General features: G+C 36.8%; 16 protein-coding genes. 12 read left to right on the top strand and 4 right to left on the bottom strand.

Annotated features, from left to right (window positions below; translation table 11 throughout):
• Window positions 1-146 precede the first annotated feature (146 nt).
• From ACFSQP_RS12380 to ACFSQP_RS12350, 7 genes are all read left to right on the top strand, one after another.
• Entirely contained in the window at window positions 147-611 is a 465-nt protein-coding gene (locus tag ACFSQP_RS12380; RefSeq protein ID WP_376894977.1) for an SRPBCC family protein, read from the top strand.
• 49 nt (window positions 612-660) lie between these two features.
• Entirely contained in the window at window positions 661-2,883 is a 2,223-nt protein-coding gene (locus tag ACFSQP_RS12375) for a RelA/SpoT family protein (RefSeq protein WP_376894975.1), read from the top strand.
• Between the two features lie 26 nt (window positions 2,884-2,909).
• Complete coding sequence (locus ACFSQP_RS12370) at window positions 2,910-3,362, top strand: Fur family transcriptional regulator (protein ID WP_376894973.1); 453 nt, start codon at window positions 2,910-2,912, stop codon at window positions 3,360-3,362.
• A gap of 11 nt (window positions 3,363-3,373) precedes the next feature.
• Entirely contained in the window at window positions 3,374-4,645 is a 1,272-nt protein-coding gene (locus ACFSQP_RS12365) for an adenylosuccinate synthase (RefSeq protein ID WP_376894971.1), read from the top strand.
• A 286-nt stretch (window positions 4,646-4,931) separates the two neighbouring features.
• Complete coding sequence (locus tag ACFSQP_RS12360) at window positions 4,932-5,507, top strand: anthranilate synthase component II (RefSeq protein ID WP_376894969.1); 576 nt, start codon at window positions 4,932-4,934, stop codon at window positions 5,505-5,507.
• Window positions 5,508-5,595: 88 nt separating this feature from the next.
• Complete coding sequence (locus ACFSQP_RS12355; RefSeq protein WP_376894967.1) at window positions 5,596-5,829, top strand: hypothetical protein; 234 nt, start codon at window positions 5,596-5,598, stop codon at window positions 5,827-5,829.
• Between the two features lie 53 nt (window positions 5,830-5,882).
• Window positions 5,883-6,926, top strand: coding sequence for a DUF481 domain-containing protein (locus ACFSQP_RS12350; RefSeq protein ID WP_376894965.1), 1,044 nt, complete (start codon window positions 5,883-5,885; stop codon window positions 6,924-6,926).
• A gap of 40 nt (window positions 6,927-6,966) precedes the next feature.
• Here the strand turns inward: ACFSQP_RS12350 and ACFSQP_RS12345 are convergent, their stop codons facing one another.
• Together ACFSQP_RS12345 and ACFSQP_RS12340 are read right to left on the bottom strand one after the other, a co-directional pair.
• Window positions 6,967-7,203 carry a VF530 family protein gene (locus tag ACFSQP_RS12345; protein WP_376894963.1) on the bottom strand — a complete coding sequence of 79 codons (237 nt, stop codon included), beginning with the start codon at window positions 7,201-7,203 and terminating at the stop codon, window positions 6,967-6,969.
• A gap of 67 nt (window positions 7,204-7,270) precedes the next feature.
• Window positions 7,271-8,569, bottom strand: a complete 1,299-nt coding sequence (locus ACFSQP_RS12340; protein WP_376894961.1) for a DEAD/DEAH box helicase — start codon at window positions 8,567-8,569, stop codon at window positions 7,271-7,273.
• Between the two features lie 220 nt (window positions 8,570-8,789).
• Between ACFSQP_RS12340 and ACFSQP_RS12335 the strand changes: the two genes are divergently transcribed.
• The 4 genes from ACFSQP_RS12335 (at window position 8,790) to ACFSQP_RS12320 (ending at window position 12,296) form a co-directional block, all read left to right on the top strand.
• A complete protein-coding gene (locus tag ACFSQP_RS12335; RefSeq protein WP_376894959.1) occupies window positions 8,790-8,933 on the top strand; it encodes a hypothetical protein in 144 nt (47 codons plus the stop codon).
• Between the two features lie 140 nt (window positions 8,934-9,073).
• Window positions 9,074-9,688 carry a SprT-like domain-containing protein gene (locus ACFSQP_RS12330; protein ID WP_376894957.1) on the top strand — a complete coding sequence of 205 codons (615 nt, stop codon included), beginning with the start codon at window positions 9,074-9,076 and terminating at the stop codon, window positions 9,686-9,688.
• A 36-nt stretch (window positions 9,689-9,724) separates the two neighbouring features.
• Entirely contained in the window at window positions 9,725-10,804 is a 1,080-nt protein-coding gene (locus ACFSQP_RS12325) for a mannose-1-phosphate guanylyltransferase (protein WP_376894955.1), read from the top strand.
• A 4-nt stretch (window positions 10,805-10,808) separates the two neighbouring features.
• On the top strand, window positions 10,809-12,296 hold the full coding sequence (locus ACFSQP_RS12320; protein ID WP_376894953.1) for a DUF389 domain-containing protein: 1,488 nt from the start codon (window positions 10,809-10,811) through the stop codon (window positions 12,294-12,296).
• A gap of 16 nt (window positions 12,297-12,312) precedes the next feature.
• Here ACFSQP_RS12320 and ACFSQP_RS12315 read toward each other — a convergent pair whose 3' ends face one another.
• Window positions 12,313-13,080 (bottom strand): ABC transporter ATP-binding protein, encoded by a 768-nt coding sequence (locus ACFSQP_RS12315; protein WP_376894951.1) that lies wholly within the window; start codon window positions 13,078-13,080, stop codon window positions 12,313-12,315.
• The gene (locus ACFSQP_RS12310; protein ID WP_376894949.1) at window positions 13,077-13,817 is read right to left on the bottom strand and encodes an MlaE family ABC transporter permease; all 741 of its coding nucleotides are present in this window, start codon (window positions 13,815-13,817) and stop codon (window positions 13,077-13,079) included. Before ACFSQP_RS12310 ends, ACFSQP_RS12315 begins: the two co-directional genes overlap by 4 nt.
• A 109-nt stretch (window positions 13,818-13,926) precedes the next feature.
• Here ACFSQP_RS12310 and pafA point away from each other — a divergent pair, with 109 nt between their 5' ends.
• A complete protein-coding gene (gene pafA / locus ACFSQP_RS12305) occupies window positions 13,927-15,600 on the top strand; it encodes an alkaline phosphatase PafA (protein ID WP_376894947.1) in 1,674 nt (557 codons plus the stop codon).
• Window positions 15,601-15,637 lie beyond the last annotated feature (37 nt).

The following is a 15,637-nucleotide window of genomic DNA, read 5'->3' as shown; positions in this document are numbered from 1 at the left end:
TTTGTTGAATTCATGCAAAAATAGGAATATTAAGCCATAATACAAGTTACAAATTTAGCAGACTTATAAAGTTTTAACCTACTACTAAATTATTAGCTTTGCTTGCTATAAAAATTGTATATTTATAGGAGTAAAAAGACATTAGTATGACCTACACTCTGGAAACCACCATACATGTATCTTTGGAAACTTTTATGAAAAAGTTTAACAATCCAGAAAACCTGAAACATTGGCAACGCAATATTGTAGCTTACGATTTTATAACGGGTGTTTACGGGCAAACAGGATCCAAAATGCGTTTGCATTACAGGATAAACGATAAAGATTTTTATTTTATCCAAACCATGTCGCATGTTAGTTTACCCCACGAATTGGATATGTCTTTTCAAAATGAAGGCGTGGTGTCTTTTCAAAAAAACCAATTTAAAGCCATTAGCGACACAAAAACCTTGTGGATTTCAGAAAACACCATCGTACCCACAAGTCTAAAAATGCGCCTCATGCTTATATTTATGCCAAATGCTTTTAAGAAACAGAGCAAACAGTATTTTAACGATTTTAAAAACTTTGCAGAGCACGATATTTCTGTAAATAACCAGAATAGCAAATAAAAACAACCAAAAGTTGTAACCTAAAACAGTAAGTACTACTTTTAATTTTATGACAGACATAGATATTGAAAAAGAAAACGCCACAATAGCAAAAGCCTATCGCGAACTGTTGCGCGTAAGCTACAGAACCCTTTCTAAAGCAGACAAAATTCAAATTAGAAAGGCTTTTGATGTGGCCGTAGATGCACACAAAGATCAACGCCGAAAATCTGGCGAAGCCTATATTTTTCATCCAATTGCCGTTGCTAAAATTGTGGCCAAAGAAATTGGTTTAGACGCCACATCCATTACCGCTGCTCTGCTTCATGATGTGGTAGAGGACTGCGACCGCTACACGTTGAAGGACATTGAGGATATGTTTGGCGAAACAGTAGCCAAAATTGTAGATGGCCTTACCAAAATTTCGTTTATAAATAAGGACACGGACATGGATATTTCTATGCAAGCCGAAAATTTTAGGCGCATGCTCCTTACCTTAAACGACGATGTTCGGGTTATTATTATAAAAATTGCCGACCGTCTGCATAATATGCAAACTATGGATTCTATGCGTCCGGACAAACAGGTAAAACTAGCCTCCGAAACCTTATATATTTATGCCCCGCTTGCGCACAAAATTGGTTTGTATAACATTAAAACTGAATTGGAAGATTTAGGATTAAAATATACAGAACCAGAAGTGTACTACGATATCCTGCATAAAATAAAAGACAGTAAAGAAGAACAGGACACCTATATAAGTGAGTTTAGTAAAGTAATATCCACATCGCTAGATAAGGAACAACTGGATTACACCATTAAAGGCCGTACAAAATCTATTTTTTCCATCCGAAAAAAGATTTTAAACCAAGGGGTTTCTTTCGATGAAATTTACGACAAATTTGCTGTTAGAATTGTTTACAAGAGCGAACCCGAAAATGAAAAGTTTTTAGCTTGGAAAATTTACTCCATCGTTACCGATCACTTTAGGCCCAACCCCACGCGTTTACGCGATTGGATATCGTCGCCAAAATCTACTGGCTACGAAGCCCTGCACATTACTGTAGTTGGCCCAAAAGGTCGCTGGGTAGAAGTACAAATACGTAGCGAACGTATGAACGAAATAGCAGAAAAAGGGTATGCCGCGCATTACAAATATAAGGAAGGTAGCGAAAACGCCGATGAAACATTAGATTCATGGGTGGCAAAACTGCAAGAAACCCTAGAAAACCCTGAAACCAATGCTGTAGATTTTGTAGAACAGTTTAAGCTAAATCTTTACTCTAAAGAAATTTTTGTTTTTACACCAAAAGGCGATTTAAAATCGCTGCCAAAAGGCGCAACACCCCTGGATTTTGCCTTTAGCATCCATACCGAAATTGGCATGAAAACGCGAGGTGCCAAAGTAAATGGTAAACTCGTTCCTTTAAGTCATGTGCTAAAAAGTGGCGACAGACTAGAAATTTTAACTGCCGAAAATGCCAAGCCAAACCCGAACTGGTTGGATTACGCAACCACAGCAAAGGCACGCGGCAAAATTAAATCAGCACTAAAAGAAGATAAAAAACGTATTGCCGAAGATGGCAAGGAAATTTTACGCCGAAAGTTAAAGCAATTAAAAATTACTCTAGATGAAAAATCTGTAAATGAGCTTGTTAATTATTTTAAATTAAAAACCAGCTTAGACCTATTTTTTAGAGTTGGTGCGGGCACCATAGATAACGTTATGCTAAAAGCATTTGCCTCCTCACGAAGCAATGCGTTTATGAGTTATTTGAAAAACAAAATATCCCGACGTCCCAATATTCCTAAAGAGGAGCTTGAAAAAGAAGAAATTACCAACAAATACGATTTGCTTGTTTTTGGTAAAGATGAAGAAAAACTAAATTACAAATTTGCTAACTGCTGTAACCCCATTCCCGGCGACCCCGTTTTTGGCTTTCTAACCATTAACGACGGCCTTAAAATTCATAAAAAAAACTGTCCAAATGCTGTTAGTTTGCAATCTAATTACGCCTACCGCATCATGACAGCCAAATGGATTGATTCCTCGCAACAGGAATTTCCAGCACAAATTAAACTATCCGGTATCGATAATTTAGGCTTGGTAAACACCATAACAAATGTTATCTCATCCAACATGCACGTAAACATGAAAAGTATTAGTTTTGAAAGTGATGACGGCATTTTTTCAGGAAAAATTAATGTGGTAGTAACAAATAATACCATACTAAAAAAATTGGTTGATAATCTGAAAAAAATTAATGGTATTGATAAAGTAGAAAGAGTTTAAAAATAAATGTAAATTTGCAGCCAATTATGAGTGTAAAAACCGATATAAAAAACCAGGAAATTGTTAAAAATGTATTTACTACGTTTTTAAGCGAGAAAGGGCACCGTAAAACGCCAGAACGTTACGCCATTTTACAAGAAATTTACAATAGCGAGGAACACTTTGATATTGAATCACTGTACCTCAATATGAAAAATAAAAAGTATCGCGTAAGTCGTGCCACGTTATACAATACCATTGAATTATTGCTAGAATGCGGACTTGTACGTAAGCATCAGTTTGGCCAAAACCAGGCGCATTACGAAAAATCGTACTTCGACAAACAGCACGATCATGTTATTTTAACCGATACAGGCGAGGTAATTGAGTTTTGCGACCCACGCATACAATCCATAAAAAAAACAATAGAAGAAGTTTTTGATATTGAAATAAACAACCACTCGCTCTACTTTTACGGCAACAGAAAAACAACCAAATAATATTTTACAACATGGCAGTAGATTTACTACTAGGATTACAATGGGGGGACGAAGGCAAAGGAAAAATTGTTGATGTTCTTACCTCCAACTACAACATTATTGCACGCTTCCAAGGTGGACCAAATGCCGGTCATACACTAGAGTTTGACGGCATTAAACACGTTTTACGAACCATTCCGTCTGGAATTTTTCATGCCAATTCGGTTAATGTTATCGGAAATGGTGTTGTTATTGATCCGGTTGTTTTTGTAAAGGAGTTAGAAGGTTTAGACCAGTTTAACATAGATTATAAAAAGAAACTAATAATATCCAGAAAAGCGCATATTATATTACCTACACACCGCATGCTTGATGCCGCCAGCGAAACGGCCAAAGGAAAAGCCAAAATTGGTTCCACACTTAAAGGAATTGGACCAACTTACATGGATAAAACTGGAAGAAATGGTATAAGGGTAGGCGATTTAGAATTAGCAGATTGGAAAGAAAAATACCGCACCCTAGCCAATAAGCACGAAGCTATGATTAGTTTCTACAACGTACAAATTCAATACGATTTAGAAGAGCTTGAAACCGAGTTTTTTGAAGCTGTAGAACGATTAAAAGAACTTACTTTTATCGATTCCGAAGAATATTTATACCAAGCTCAAAAAAGCGGAAAAACAATTTTAGCTGAAGGCGCCCAAGGATCGCTTTTAGATATCGATTTTGGAACCTATCCTTTTGTAACATCTAGTAACACCACTGCTGCAGGGGCCTGCACAGGATTGGGTGTGGCACCAAACCAAATTGGCGATGTTTATGGTATTTTTAAAGCCTATACCACCCGTGTAGGATCTGGTCCGTTCCCTACAGAACTCTTTGACGATGTTGGCGCTGCCATGGCTAAAATTGGTCGCGAATTTGGTGCCGTAACAGGTCGTGCCAGACGTTGTGGCTGGTTGGATTTGGTAGCCTTAAAGTATGCCTGCCAAGTAAACGGAGTAACCAAATTAATGATGATGAAAGGCGATGTGCTATCCGGTTTTAAAACATTAAAAATTTGTACCGCCTACGAATATAAAGGTGAAACTATAACACATTTACCGTATAATATTGAACCTGAAAACATTAAACCAATTTATACCAACTTTGAGGGTTGGCAAGAAGATTTAACAAAAATGACCAACGCCTCCCAATTTCCAAAAGCTTTAGAAAATTATATTAGTTTTCTGGAAAAAGAACTGGAAATTCCTATTACAGTGGTTTCGGTTGGTCCCGATAGAAAACAAACTATTTTTAGATAAACTACAACATACGGGTTCTAAATTGTTCCATTTAGTAGAAACCCAGTAATGTATATCAACTAAAAAAAGACTGCTGTTGGCAGTCTTTTTTATTTAAACGAATTAAAAAAATTAGCACAACCTGTAAACTTCAAAAAAAAACAAGCAACTAAACTCTTTTTAGCTATTTTTGATTTTTTTATAAATAAATATAGCCGTTTCCTAACATAACGAGCACCCTTATAAACTTAAAAAGTTTGCAACAAACTGCAATATAATTGGTGCTAACACCAATAAACGTAAATTAATGGCCACGAAAACCCCGGTATTAATAATAGATAATTACGATAGTTTTACCTACAATTTAGTTCATTATTTGGAAGCTTTAAACTGCCGTGTCACTGTTAAACGAAACGATACCGTACAATTAGAAGCTATAAATACCTTTCATAAAATAGTATTATCGCCGGGACCTGGCATTCCTGATGAGGCTGGGCTACTAAAAACCATTATACAAACCTATGCTAGTAGCAAAAGTATTTTGGGCGTGTGTTTGGGCCAGCAAGCCATTGCCGAAGTGTTTGGTGGAACACTTATAAACTTAAACACGGTGTTTCATGGTGTTGCTACCAAAATTGAAATAACCGCAACAAACGAACCTCTTTTTAAAGGTTTAAATAAAACTTTAGAGGTGGGCCGGTACCACTCATGGGTGGTTGATAGTAATTTACCAACAAGTTTGGAAGCTACATCGGTAGATGCGCAAGGCCAAATAATGTCCTTAAGACACCGGTCTTTAGATGTGCGCGGCGTTCAATTTCATCCGGAATCTGTTTTAACACCGCAAGGTAAAACCATGCTGGCTAATTGGCTGGCTATTTAAGATGTTCAGAACCTTATACATTTAAACACCTTCTTTTGTAAAGAATTTATAACTTTGAACCAAATTATTAGCCCCTAACAAATACCTTATGCAAACCATTATAAATAATTGGAAACTACTTTTAATATTGTGTGCAACTTTGGGTTTAGCACCGTTTTTCCCAGAGCCTCATTTATGGGGAAAGCTAAAGTGGTTTGCCGGTGGGGCACATGGTATGGTTTTTATGGATTGGTTCGATCTATTTTTTCACGGTTTTCCATTTATCCTATTGGTACGCCTACTTGTTGTAAAAAGCTTAAAAAAAGGAGCCAAAGCCAAGTAATAAATGCTTTTAAATAATTTATAAGCCCTGCCATTTTAATAAAAAAAGTGTTCATGTTTTTTAATAAACCCCTTTCTACTTCGAAATACATTGTTGTTTTTTTCTGTCTATTCGGATTAAATTCGGCCGTTTTTTGGGCCCAAAACGATACGCTTGTACTTAAAAACAACGACCAATTAATAGGTGAAATAAAATCTATGGACAAAGGCGTTGTAACCTTTAAAACAAGTTACAGCGATTCCGATTTTAAAATAACGTGGCTGGATGTTAAATTTGTTAGAAGCGCGCAATCTTTTTTGCTAACACTGTCAAATGGCGAACGCTTAAATAGCACCCTATACACCGAAAATTCTAACTACGTTACATTACAAGAAGAAACCACAAAAAAAACCGTTCTTATTGCCGATATAGTTTACATTAAACCTGTTAAAACTAACTTTTTATCGCGGGTGGTTGCTTCCATTTCATTAGGATTTAATAAAACAAAAAGCAATAATTTAAATCAATTTTCGGTTAATAGCGAATTAAGTTATACCGCCTATAAATGGCTTTTTTCTGGTAGTTATAATTCGGTTAGAAGTAACCAGGATGGGGTTTCAGAAACACACCGCACCGACGCACGCTTAAGTTTAACGTACATTATGAAAAAGGACTGGTTTTTTTCGTCAGAAACCAATTTTTTATCCAACGACGAGCAAAAGCTTAAATTACGATCGACGGTTGAGGCTGGTTTGGGTAAATTTTTTATTCGCTCGAACAAATTGTTTTTTGGCAGCGGCTTTGGATTGGCTTGGAACAACGAAAACTTCTCTGCCATAAATATCGAAAACAAAAACTCCATGGAGGCCTATGGAAATATTACGTTGAATATGTTCGACTTTAACGATTTTAATTTAAATACAGATCTTTCTTTCTATCCCAGCTTAACCGAAAGTGGGCGGTATAGAGCGGATTATAAATTAAATTTAAAATACGATTTACCGTTGGATTTTTTTGTAAAACTAGGCTTAACCTATAATTACGATAGTAAACCAATAGCTGGCGGCTCTGTATCGGATTATGTTATCCAAAGTTCCTTTGGTTGGGAGTTTAATTAACCCATAAACCTAGTAAATACAAATACGCACAGAATTTGGTTTACGTTTTTTTATGTTGCTGCTTTTTTAGCATATTAACATACATAGCCTCTACTTTGTTTCTAGCCCAAGGTGTGCGTCTTAAAAATTTTAAACTAGATTTTACAGACGGATTGTTTGTAAAACACTTAATGGTTATTTGGTGCCCCATATATTCCCAACCATAGTGCGCCTCTAAAGCCACTAATATGTTTTCTAATGTAACCCCATGCAGAGGATTGTTTGGTTGTTCTTCCATAAATAAGAAGCTTGTTTACCTTATTATACCAATACGTTGCTTTTTTTGCTCCTGTTAACCTAATATATTACCCTTTTCGTCTTTTTGATTGTCCGCCTCTACCTTGGTCATCCGAAAACCGGTTTCGCAATCCCGATCCGGATCCTTTTTTCGTGCCTTTGGTACTTGCCTTTCTGGTGGTTTGCTTTCTTTGTCGCCCCTGACCTTGCTTTACGGGTTCTGTAGAAGCATTAGGGTCTGGTTCAAAACCTTCCACGATGGATACGGGTATTTTTAAACCTACCAGCTTTTCAACATCGCGTAAAAATACTGTCTCGTCTGCACTTACCAACGAAATAGCTTCGCCACTAGCTCCTGCTCTACCCGTTCTTCCAATGCGGTGCACGTAATCCTCGGAAACATTTGGTAATTCAAAATTAATAACATGTGGTAATAGCGGAATATCCAAACCTCTAGCCGCTATATCTGTTGCCACCAACACCCTAATAGTTCCTGCTTTAAAACCTGCCAAAGCCTTTGTACGAGCTCCCTGACTTTTATTACCATGAATGGCTGCGGCACTAATACCGCTACTCACCATTTTTTTACAAAGCTTGTTAGCACCGTGTTTGGTACGCGTAAACACAAGCACTTGTGTCCAGTTACCTTCTGAAATAAGCTTAATAATTAAGCCTGTTTTTTTGCCTTTTGCTACACGATATACTTTTTGAGAAATGGCATCTACAGTAGAGTTTTCGGGTGTCGCCTCCACCACAACTGGTTTTCTTAAAATACCATTTGCTAATTTTTTAATTTCCTTGGAAAACGTAGCAGAAAACAGTAGGTTTTGCCTTTTCACTGGCATTAAATTCATTAGTCGCTCAATATCGCGTAAAAACCCCATATCAAGCATTCTATCGGCTTCATCTAAAACTAATATTTCAATTTGTTTTAAAGATACGACTCCCTGACTATGCAAATCTAATAAACGTCCGGGGGTTGCCACCAATACATCTACGCCTCTATTTAAAACAGCCACCTGTGGTTTTTGATTTACACCGCCAAAAATAACTGCCGATTTTAATTGTGTAAACTGGCTGTATTGTTTTACGTTATCGTGCACCTGTGCCGCTAACTCGCGTGTTGGTGTTAAAATTAAAGCACGAATGGGTGGTTGTTTGGACCTTTCAGACTGTGATAATATATGCAACAGTGGCAACGTAAATCCTGCTGTTTTACCTGTTCCAGTTTGAGCCGATGCTAACACATCATGTCCTTCTAATACCGCGGGAATGGCTTTTTTTTGAATTGGTGAAGGTGTCTCGTAACCCTGCTTACTGACCGCTTTTAAAAGGGCGTCAGACAAACCTAACATTTTAAATGTCATATCGTTTATTTGTGAAGTGATAGACTTATAAAAAATGTCACTTCGTTTGTATGGCGCAAAGGTACACTTAATTAATTCCTTGTGCTTACTCTGCTTCTATTTTAATTTTTATGGTAATTCAGCCCTGTTTTTAACATTTTATCAAGGTAATTTAAGATACTTTTAATACAAAAAGCCCTGAAAATTAATATCTTAAACAAAAACAAAACAACTTAATATTATGGGAATTACAGAAGACAAAAGAAAATTTAAACCTACCAAAAAACAATCTAATCCAACAAACCCAACTGGTGACACCACTATTAAAACGAACGATTTTGATATAAATAAAAAAACCATAAAGGACCAACAAAACAAAGAATAACAAAAAGAAATGCATTAGTACAGGAAGTCTGAAGTATCCAATTACTTCAGACTTTTTTATGTATACAACCACCTATAAGCTCTAAAAAATAAGCGTTTCTTTTTTTTAAAACCTAACTATAAATTGTGTTATTTTGCCATATGAATAATGCCATAGCATCCTACATTCCACAAGCCGCTGTAAAGCCGGTGCAAGCATTGTTAGCGGATGAAAATGTTACAATAACAATAAAAAGTGAACGAAAAACACGCCATGGCGACTATAGGCGCTTGCCTAACGGACGCCATGAAATTACCATTAATGCTAATTTAAATCCATATCGCTTTTTAATAACACTTATACATGAAATAGCTCATTTGGAAGCTTACAAAAATTATGGTATTGGTATAAAGCCGCATGGAAAAGCTTGGAAGCGCACATTTCAGAAACTTATGTTGCCATTTCTAAATCCAACTGTTTTTCCGGAGAAATTGCTGCCCCTATTGGCTAAACATTTTAAAAATCCAAAAGCTAGTAGCGATACCGATGTGGCATTGGCCTTTGCACTAAAGCAATTTGACCCACCCAATAATAAAACCTATGTGTTTGAAATTAAAGATGGCCAAGTTTTTAAATTATATAACGGTAAAATTTTTAGAAAAGAATACAAACGCGTAAAACGCATTGCCTGCACCGAAATTAAAACAGGCAAACTATATCTTTTTAATCCAAACGCCGAAGTAGAGCTATTAAATAACGAAAAAACGGTATCTTAAGTGCCGTAAAAAATAATACCGAGTAAATACGAGTACATGAATACTAATTATTATGCAATTTTAATGGCGGGCGGGGTTGGCTCCAGATTTTGGCCCGTTAGTACAACAGCTTTTCCTAAACAATTTCACGACATGTTAGGAACAGGCGAAACTCTCATTCAAAAAACGTTTAGTCGATTGTCTAAGTGCATTCCTAAAGAGAACATTTTTATATTAACCAACGAAAAATACAACGATTTAGTTTTTGAACAACTTCCAGAACTTACCAAACGGCAAGTACTTTTAGAACCAGCCATGCGCAATACAGCACCGTGTATTTTGTATGCTTCGTTAAAAATTAAAAAAGAAAACCCGAATGCTTTAATGCTTGTGGCTCCTAGCGACCATTGGATTGAAAACGAAGACGCCTTTATACAAAATGTAGAACAAGCTTTTAATTTTTGCAGCACCAACGATGCACTAATGACTCTAGGAATACAACCAAGCTTTCCTAATACCGGTTACGGTTATATAGAGTATCCTAAAGATGTAAAAACACCAATAAAACCCGTAAGGCAATTTCGTGAAAAACCAGATTACCAAACGGCTACTAATTTCTTAAAACAGGGCAACTTTTTATGGAACGCCGGTATATTTATGTGGAGCGTTAACAGTGTTTTGCAGGCTTTCAAAACAAATCAGCCAGACTTATATGCGCTTTTTGAAAAAGGTATGGCGCATTATAATACAGAAACCGAAGCAACTTTTATAGCCAATTATTATGGTCATGCCCCCAATATATCAGTGGATTATGCGCTTATGGAAGCATCGGACAATGTTTTTGTTTTACCCGCTAGCTTTGATTGGAATGATTTGGGTACCTGGGGAAGTCTGTATGACAAATTGGATAAAGACGCCAATAATAATGCGGTAATTAACGCAAAAACCTTAACGGAAAACGCATCAGGAAACATCATCCGAACGGATCAAAAAAAAGTCGTTGTAATTGATGGTTTAAACGATTATATAGTGGTGGATAAAAACGATGTTTTACTTATCTTTCCAAAATCTAAAGAACAGGATATTAAACAAACATTAGAACGTGTAAAAGCCAAGTTTGGCAGTAAGTTCGTTTAAAACTATGGAAGAAAATAAATTCAACTTTTCTGAAGAAGTACCTAAAAACAATCCAGATAGTGAGGCCGCCAAGAAAGATGCTGCTATGGCCGAGTCCAAACAGGCGGTTAAGAAGGATGCCAAAGGCTTATTTCAAAATATTAAAAAATTCTTAATTGAATTATTAGATTTTCGCGAAGATACCGACAGGGATGAAACTGTTGAGGCTATTAAAAAAGATATTTCGTTTAAAGGCGCCACTGCCTGGATTTTAGTTTGTTCCATTTTTGTGGCTTCCGTAGGTTTAAACGCTAACTCTACAGCTGTTGTAATTGGTGCCATGTTAATTTCGCCCCTAATGGGACCTATTTTAGGGGTAGGCTTATCGGTAGCGATAAACGATATTGATACCATGAAAAAATCGTTAATAAACCTGGCAACCATGATTGGTTTAAGCTTATTAACGGCTTATTTATTCTTTTTACTATTTCCGTTAAGCGAGGATACTTCGGAACTACTAGGACGTGTGCAACCCGATATTCGCGATGTTCTTATTGCTTTTTTTGGTGGCGCAGCCCTAATAATTGCTAAAACAAAACGCGGTACCATTGCCTCGGCTATTTTTGGTGTTGCCATAGCCACAGCCTTAATGCCACCGCTCTGTACGGCAGGTTATGGCTTGGCAAAAGGTAATTTGCCCTACTTTTTTGGCGCCATGTATTTGTTTATTATTAATACCATTTTTATTGCGCTGGCAACCTTTATCGTGCTAAAAGCGTTGCGTTTTCCTATGTTAAAATACGTAAACTCAAAAAAACGCAAGCGCACCGCACAAATAGCATCCGTATTGGCCATTGTAGTAATGATTCCCGCAGGTATTACTTTCTGGAAGGTATTACAGGAAAGCAACTTTAATAACGAAGCAAAGCGTTTTGTAGATAGGGAATTAAAGGGATTACCACAGTTTGAATTTATTAAAAAAAATACCATTCCTAACTACAACAATGGGGACTCATATATAGAATTTAATACCTTTGGACTAGGCGAAATTCCCGAGTCTACTATTAGCCTTATACGTAGTAAACGCGCAGATTATCCTGCTCTAGCTAATACCCGTATTATTTTTAACCAGAGTAGAACGGAGCAATACGATAATATGAAATTTATGGAACAACTGCGCTACCGGGATTCTATTGATTTAATATCGCAATCGCAAAAAATTAGTTTGTTAGAAAACCGTGTTAAAGCATTGCAAGCCCTAGAAAAGAACACCATACCATTTCAGGATGTCCTAAAGGAAGTTGAAATTAATTACGAAAATTTAGAGCGGTTTAACTACGCCAACGAAATTGAATCGGATTTTAAATCAATAGACACCGTTTCGGTATTTACCGTAAAATGGGATAACAGCAAATTATCTGATGCAGAAATAGCCAAGGAACAAAGCAAGCTGGAGCGATGGCTAAAAGTAAAGTTGAAACTGGACACCTTGGTTGTAAGACAACTGTATTAATTAGGTGTTACGCGCGTTACGCGCGTTCCTCTAAATACATTTGACGGACTTTTTTGAAAAGCTCCGAGGAATAAACAAAGTTGGTTACGGCTTCATTATCCGTTTTAAAAATGGTTTTATTGGAGCCTTCCCACGCTTTTAAACCATCTTTTAAAAACACTATTTTTTGTCCTATTTCCATAACCGAATTCATATCGTGCGAATTGATTATAGTGGTAATATCATATTCTTCGGTAATTTCTTGAATTAAATTATCTATTACCATAGCCGTTTTAGGATCTAACCCCGAATTAGGTTCGTCGCAAAACAAATAATTTGGCTTATTAACAATGGCGCGTGCTATAGCCACACGCTTTTGCATACCGCCAGAGGCCTCGCTAGGAAATTTATTATGAGCATCGTCCAAATTAACCCGTTTTAATACAAAATCGGCACGGTCCTGCATTTCACTTTTACTCTGTTTGGTAAACATGCGTAACGGAAACATTACATTTTCTAAAATTGTCATGGAATCGAATAAGGCACTCCCTTGAAAAACCATTCCCATTTCGGCTCTTAAATTACGTTTTTGATCTTCTGTTAATTCCGAGTATATTTTCCCATTGTAAGCAATAGTGCCTTGTTCCGGACTAAATAACCCCAACAAACATTTTAAAAACACTGTTTTACCAGAACCACTTTGGCCAATAACCAAACTGGTTTTACCTTTTTCAAAATTGGTAGAAATTCCTTTTAAAATGTGGGCATCGCCAAATGATTTATGTAAATTTTTTACCTCTATCATGCGCTTAATAATAACTGGGTTAAAATATAATTACAAAGAATAATCATAACACTTGTCCAAACAAATGCCGTTGTACTGGCCTTTCCTACTTCTAAAGCACCGCCGTCCATATAATAACCGTAATAGGAAGGAATGGTAGCTAATAAAATGGCAAACACAAAGGTTTTTATAAAGGCATAGGTAATATGAAATGGTATAAAGTCCAGTTGCACACCAATAATAAAATCTTCTACAGAACTAAAGCCACCGTAATAACAGGCCGCCAAACCGCCAAGAATTCCCAAAAACATGGCTATAGAAATAACAAAAGGATACAATAGCAAGGCAATAAACTTTGGAAACACCAAATAGTTAAGTGAATTAATACCCATAACTTCTAGCGCATCAATTTGTTCGGTTACACGCATGGTACCAATACTAGAGGTAATGAATGAGCCCACTTTACCAGCCATAATGATGGAAATAAAAGTAGGCGCAAATTCCAAAATAACCGATTGTCTTGTGGCAAATCCTACCAAATATTGTGGTATTAACGGATTTGTAATATTTAAAGCCGTTTGGATGGTAACAACACCTCCTACAAAAAAGGAAATAAAAGCTACAATGCCCAATGAGCCAATAATTAAGTCGTCAATATCATTAAGGATTAAGCGTTTCATTACCGACCATTTAGTAGGCTTCCGAAACATTTCTTTAATCATTAAAAAATAAGTACCAATGTTGTGCAGGTATTTCATTTTGCAGTTTAATTCGTGCTAAAATAAAAAACTAAAATGTATTTAACGGTAATTTTAAATAGGGATATTTAAAAATCATTACTTTTGATTTACAAACATACAATTTGCAATGAAAAAAATAGCGATTCTCATTTTTAGTGGCTTACTATTCACGGGGTGCCAAGCTCAAAAAACATCTGTAAATAATTCAGATACAGCAACTTTAAACCCCCATAACAGCAATCCAAAACTGGTTGTTGGCATTGTTGTGGACCAAATGCGTTACGATTATTTAACTCGTTTTTACAGCAAGTACAGTGAAGGTGGTTTTAAACGGCTAATGCGCGACGGCTTTAACTTTAAAAACAACCATTTTAATTATATTCCTACTTACACAGGTCCAGGACATGCTTCGGTTTTTACTGGTACAACACCAAAATATCACGGTATAATTGCCAACAATTGGTACGATAAAGAAACAAAGGAACGTGTTTATTGCGCAGGAGACGATACCTATGAACCTTTGGGAACCACGGACAAAGCAGGCCAAATGTCGCCGCACCGTATGCAAACCACTTCTTTTGCCGACGAAAATCGCCTGTTTACGCAAATGAAGGGTAAAACAATTGGCATAGCCCTTAAGGACAGAGGTGCCATACTACCAGCTGGACACACTGCAAATGGTGCGTATTGGTTTCATGGTGAAAATGAAGGTGTATGGATAAGTAGCACGTTTTACGGAACGGCCTTACCACAATGGGTATCAGATTTTAACGCGTCCAATACCACCGCTTCATATTTACGAGAATGGCATACTTTATACCCTATTGAAACTTATACCGAAAGTGGACCAGATTTAAATACCTTTGAAGGTGGCTTTAAAGGAAAAAGCACGCCAACATTCCCATACGATTTAGCAGCCCTAAAAGATGCTAACAAAGGCTATGATATTTTAAAAGCAACCCCTTACGGAAATAGCTTAACAACCGATTTTGCCATGGCTGCTATTGCCGGCGAAGCATTAGGCACCGATGCCTTTACCGATGTGTTAACCTTAAGTTATTCCAGTACCGATTACGTTGGCCACAATTTTGGTGTAAGCTCCAAGGAAATTCAGGATACGTATTTACGTTTAGACCTAGATTTAGAACGCTTTTTTAATTACCTAGATGCCACAGTAGGCAAAGGCGAATACACGGTGTTTTTAACAGCAGATCATGGCGCGGTGGAAGTACCTTCCTATTTGAAATCTGTTAATATTCCTTCAGGATATTTAAACAATAAAGAAACCAGAGAAAAATTTAACTTGTTTATGTCTGACACCTTTGGGGCGTCAGATTTGGTTGAAAATATTAGCAACAACCAAATATTTTTAAACAGAGAAAAAATTAAAGCCCTTCAACTAAACTTATCGCATGTTCAAGAGCTTATCGTTAACGAACTCATAACCTACAAAAACATAGACAAGGTGTACACTGCCACTGCCATGAGTAACACTTCATTTACAACTGGTGTAGCCTCGTTGCTACAAAATGGTTTTAATCAAAAACGCTCTGGCGATATTTTAATGGTTCCCGACGCGGCTTACATTTCATACAGCTTAACCGGATCAACCCACGGTAGTGGTTTCAATTATGACACACACGTGCCTTTATTGTTTTATGGAAAAGGTATTAACAGCGGGAGTTCCTTGGAGAAAACAGTTATTCCAGACATTGCCCCTACCATATCTGCCTTATTAGGAATTAGTTTTCCTAGTGGAACCACCGGCAGACCTTTGGGTGCAGCCATAAACACGAACTAAAAAAAAGACTTTACAATACCAAAAAAGACCTTTATAT

Source organism: Bizionia sediminis, assembly GCF_042684585.1.
Lineage (GTDB): Bacteria > Bacteroidota > Bacteroidia > Flavobacteriales > Flavobacteriaceae > Algorimicrobium > Algorimicrobium sediminis.
This window is presented reverse-complemented; position numbering and strand designations above follow the sequence as displayed.

What these genes read in the sequence shown, in the direction of transcription:
- ACFSQP_RS12315 (WP_376894951.1), bottom strand. Translation starts at nt 13,080, where the DNA reads ATGATAGAGGTAAAAAATTTACATAAATCATTTGGCGATGCCCACATT.
- ACFSQP_RS12325 (WP_376894955.1), top strand. Translation starts at nt 9,725, where the DNA reads ATGAATACTAATTATTATGCAATTTTAATGGCGGGCGGGGTTGGCTCC.
- ACFSQP_RS12360 (WP_376894969.1), top strand. Translation starts at nt 4,932, where the DNA reads ATGGCCACGAAAACCCCGGTATTAATAATAGATAATTACGATAGTTTT.
- ACFSQP_RS12365 (WP_376894971.1), top strand. Translation starts at nt 3,374, where the DNA reads ATGGCAGTAGATTTACTACTAGGATTACAATGGGGGGACGAAGGCAAA.
- ACFSQP_RS12380 (WP_376894977.1), top strand. Translation starts at nt 147, where the DNA reads ATGACCTACACTCTGGAAACCACCATACATGTATCTTTGGAAACTTTT.
- ACFSQP_RS12350 (WP_376894965.1), top strand. Translation starts at nt 5,883, where the DNA reads ATGTTTTTTAATAAACCCCTTTCTACTTCGAAATACATTGTTGTTTTT.
- ACFSQP_RS12320 (WP_376894953.1), top strand. Translation starts at nt 10,809, where the DNA reads ATGGAAGAAAATAAATTCAACTTTTCTGAAGAAGTACCTAAAAACAAT.
- ACFSQP_RS12340 (WP_376894961.1), bottom strand. Translation starts at nt 8,569, where the DNA reads ATGACATTTAAAATGTTAGGTTTGTCTGACGCCCTTTTAAAAGCGGTC.
- ACFSQP_RS12375 (WP_376894975.1), top strand. Translation starts at nt 661, where the DNA reads ATGACAGACATAGATATTGAAAAAGAAAACGCCACAATAGCAAAAGCC.
- ACFSQP_RS12335 (WP_376894959.1), top strand. Translation starts at nt 8,790, where the DNA reads ATGGGAATTACAGAAGACAAAAGAAAATTTAAACCTACCAAAAAACAA.
- ACFSQP_RS12355 (WP_376894967.1), top strand. Translation starts at nt 5,596, where the DNA reads ATGCAAACCATTATAAATAATTGGAAACTACTTTTAATATTGTGTGCA.
- ACFSQP_RS12345 (WP_376894963.1), bottom strand. Translation starts at nt 7,203, where the DNA reads ATGGAAGAACAACCAAACAATCCTCTGCATGGGGTTACATTAGAAAAC.
- ACFSQP_RS12370 (WP_376894973.1), top strand. Translation starts at nt 2,910, where the DNA reads ATGAGTGTAAAAACCGATATAAAAAACCAGGAAATTGTTAAAAATGTA.
- pafA (WP_376894947.1), top strand. Translation starts at nt 13,927, where the DNA reads ATGAAAAAAATAGCGATTCTCATTTTTAGTGGCTTACTATTCACGGGG.
- ACFSQP_RS12330 (WP_376894957.1), top strand. Translation starts at nt 9,074, where the DNA reads ATGAATAATGCCATAGCATCCTACATTCCACAAGCCGCTGTAAAGCCG.
- ACFSQP_RS12310 (WP_376894949.1), bottom strand. Translation starts at nt 13,817, where the DNA reads ATGAAATACCTGCACAACATTGGTACTTATTTTTTAATGATTAAAGAA.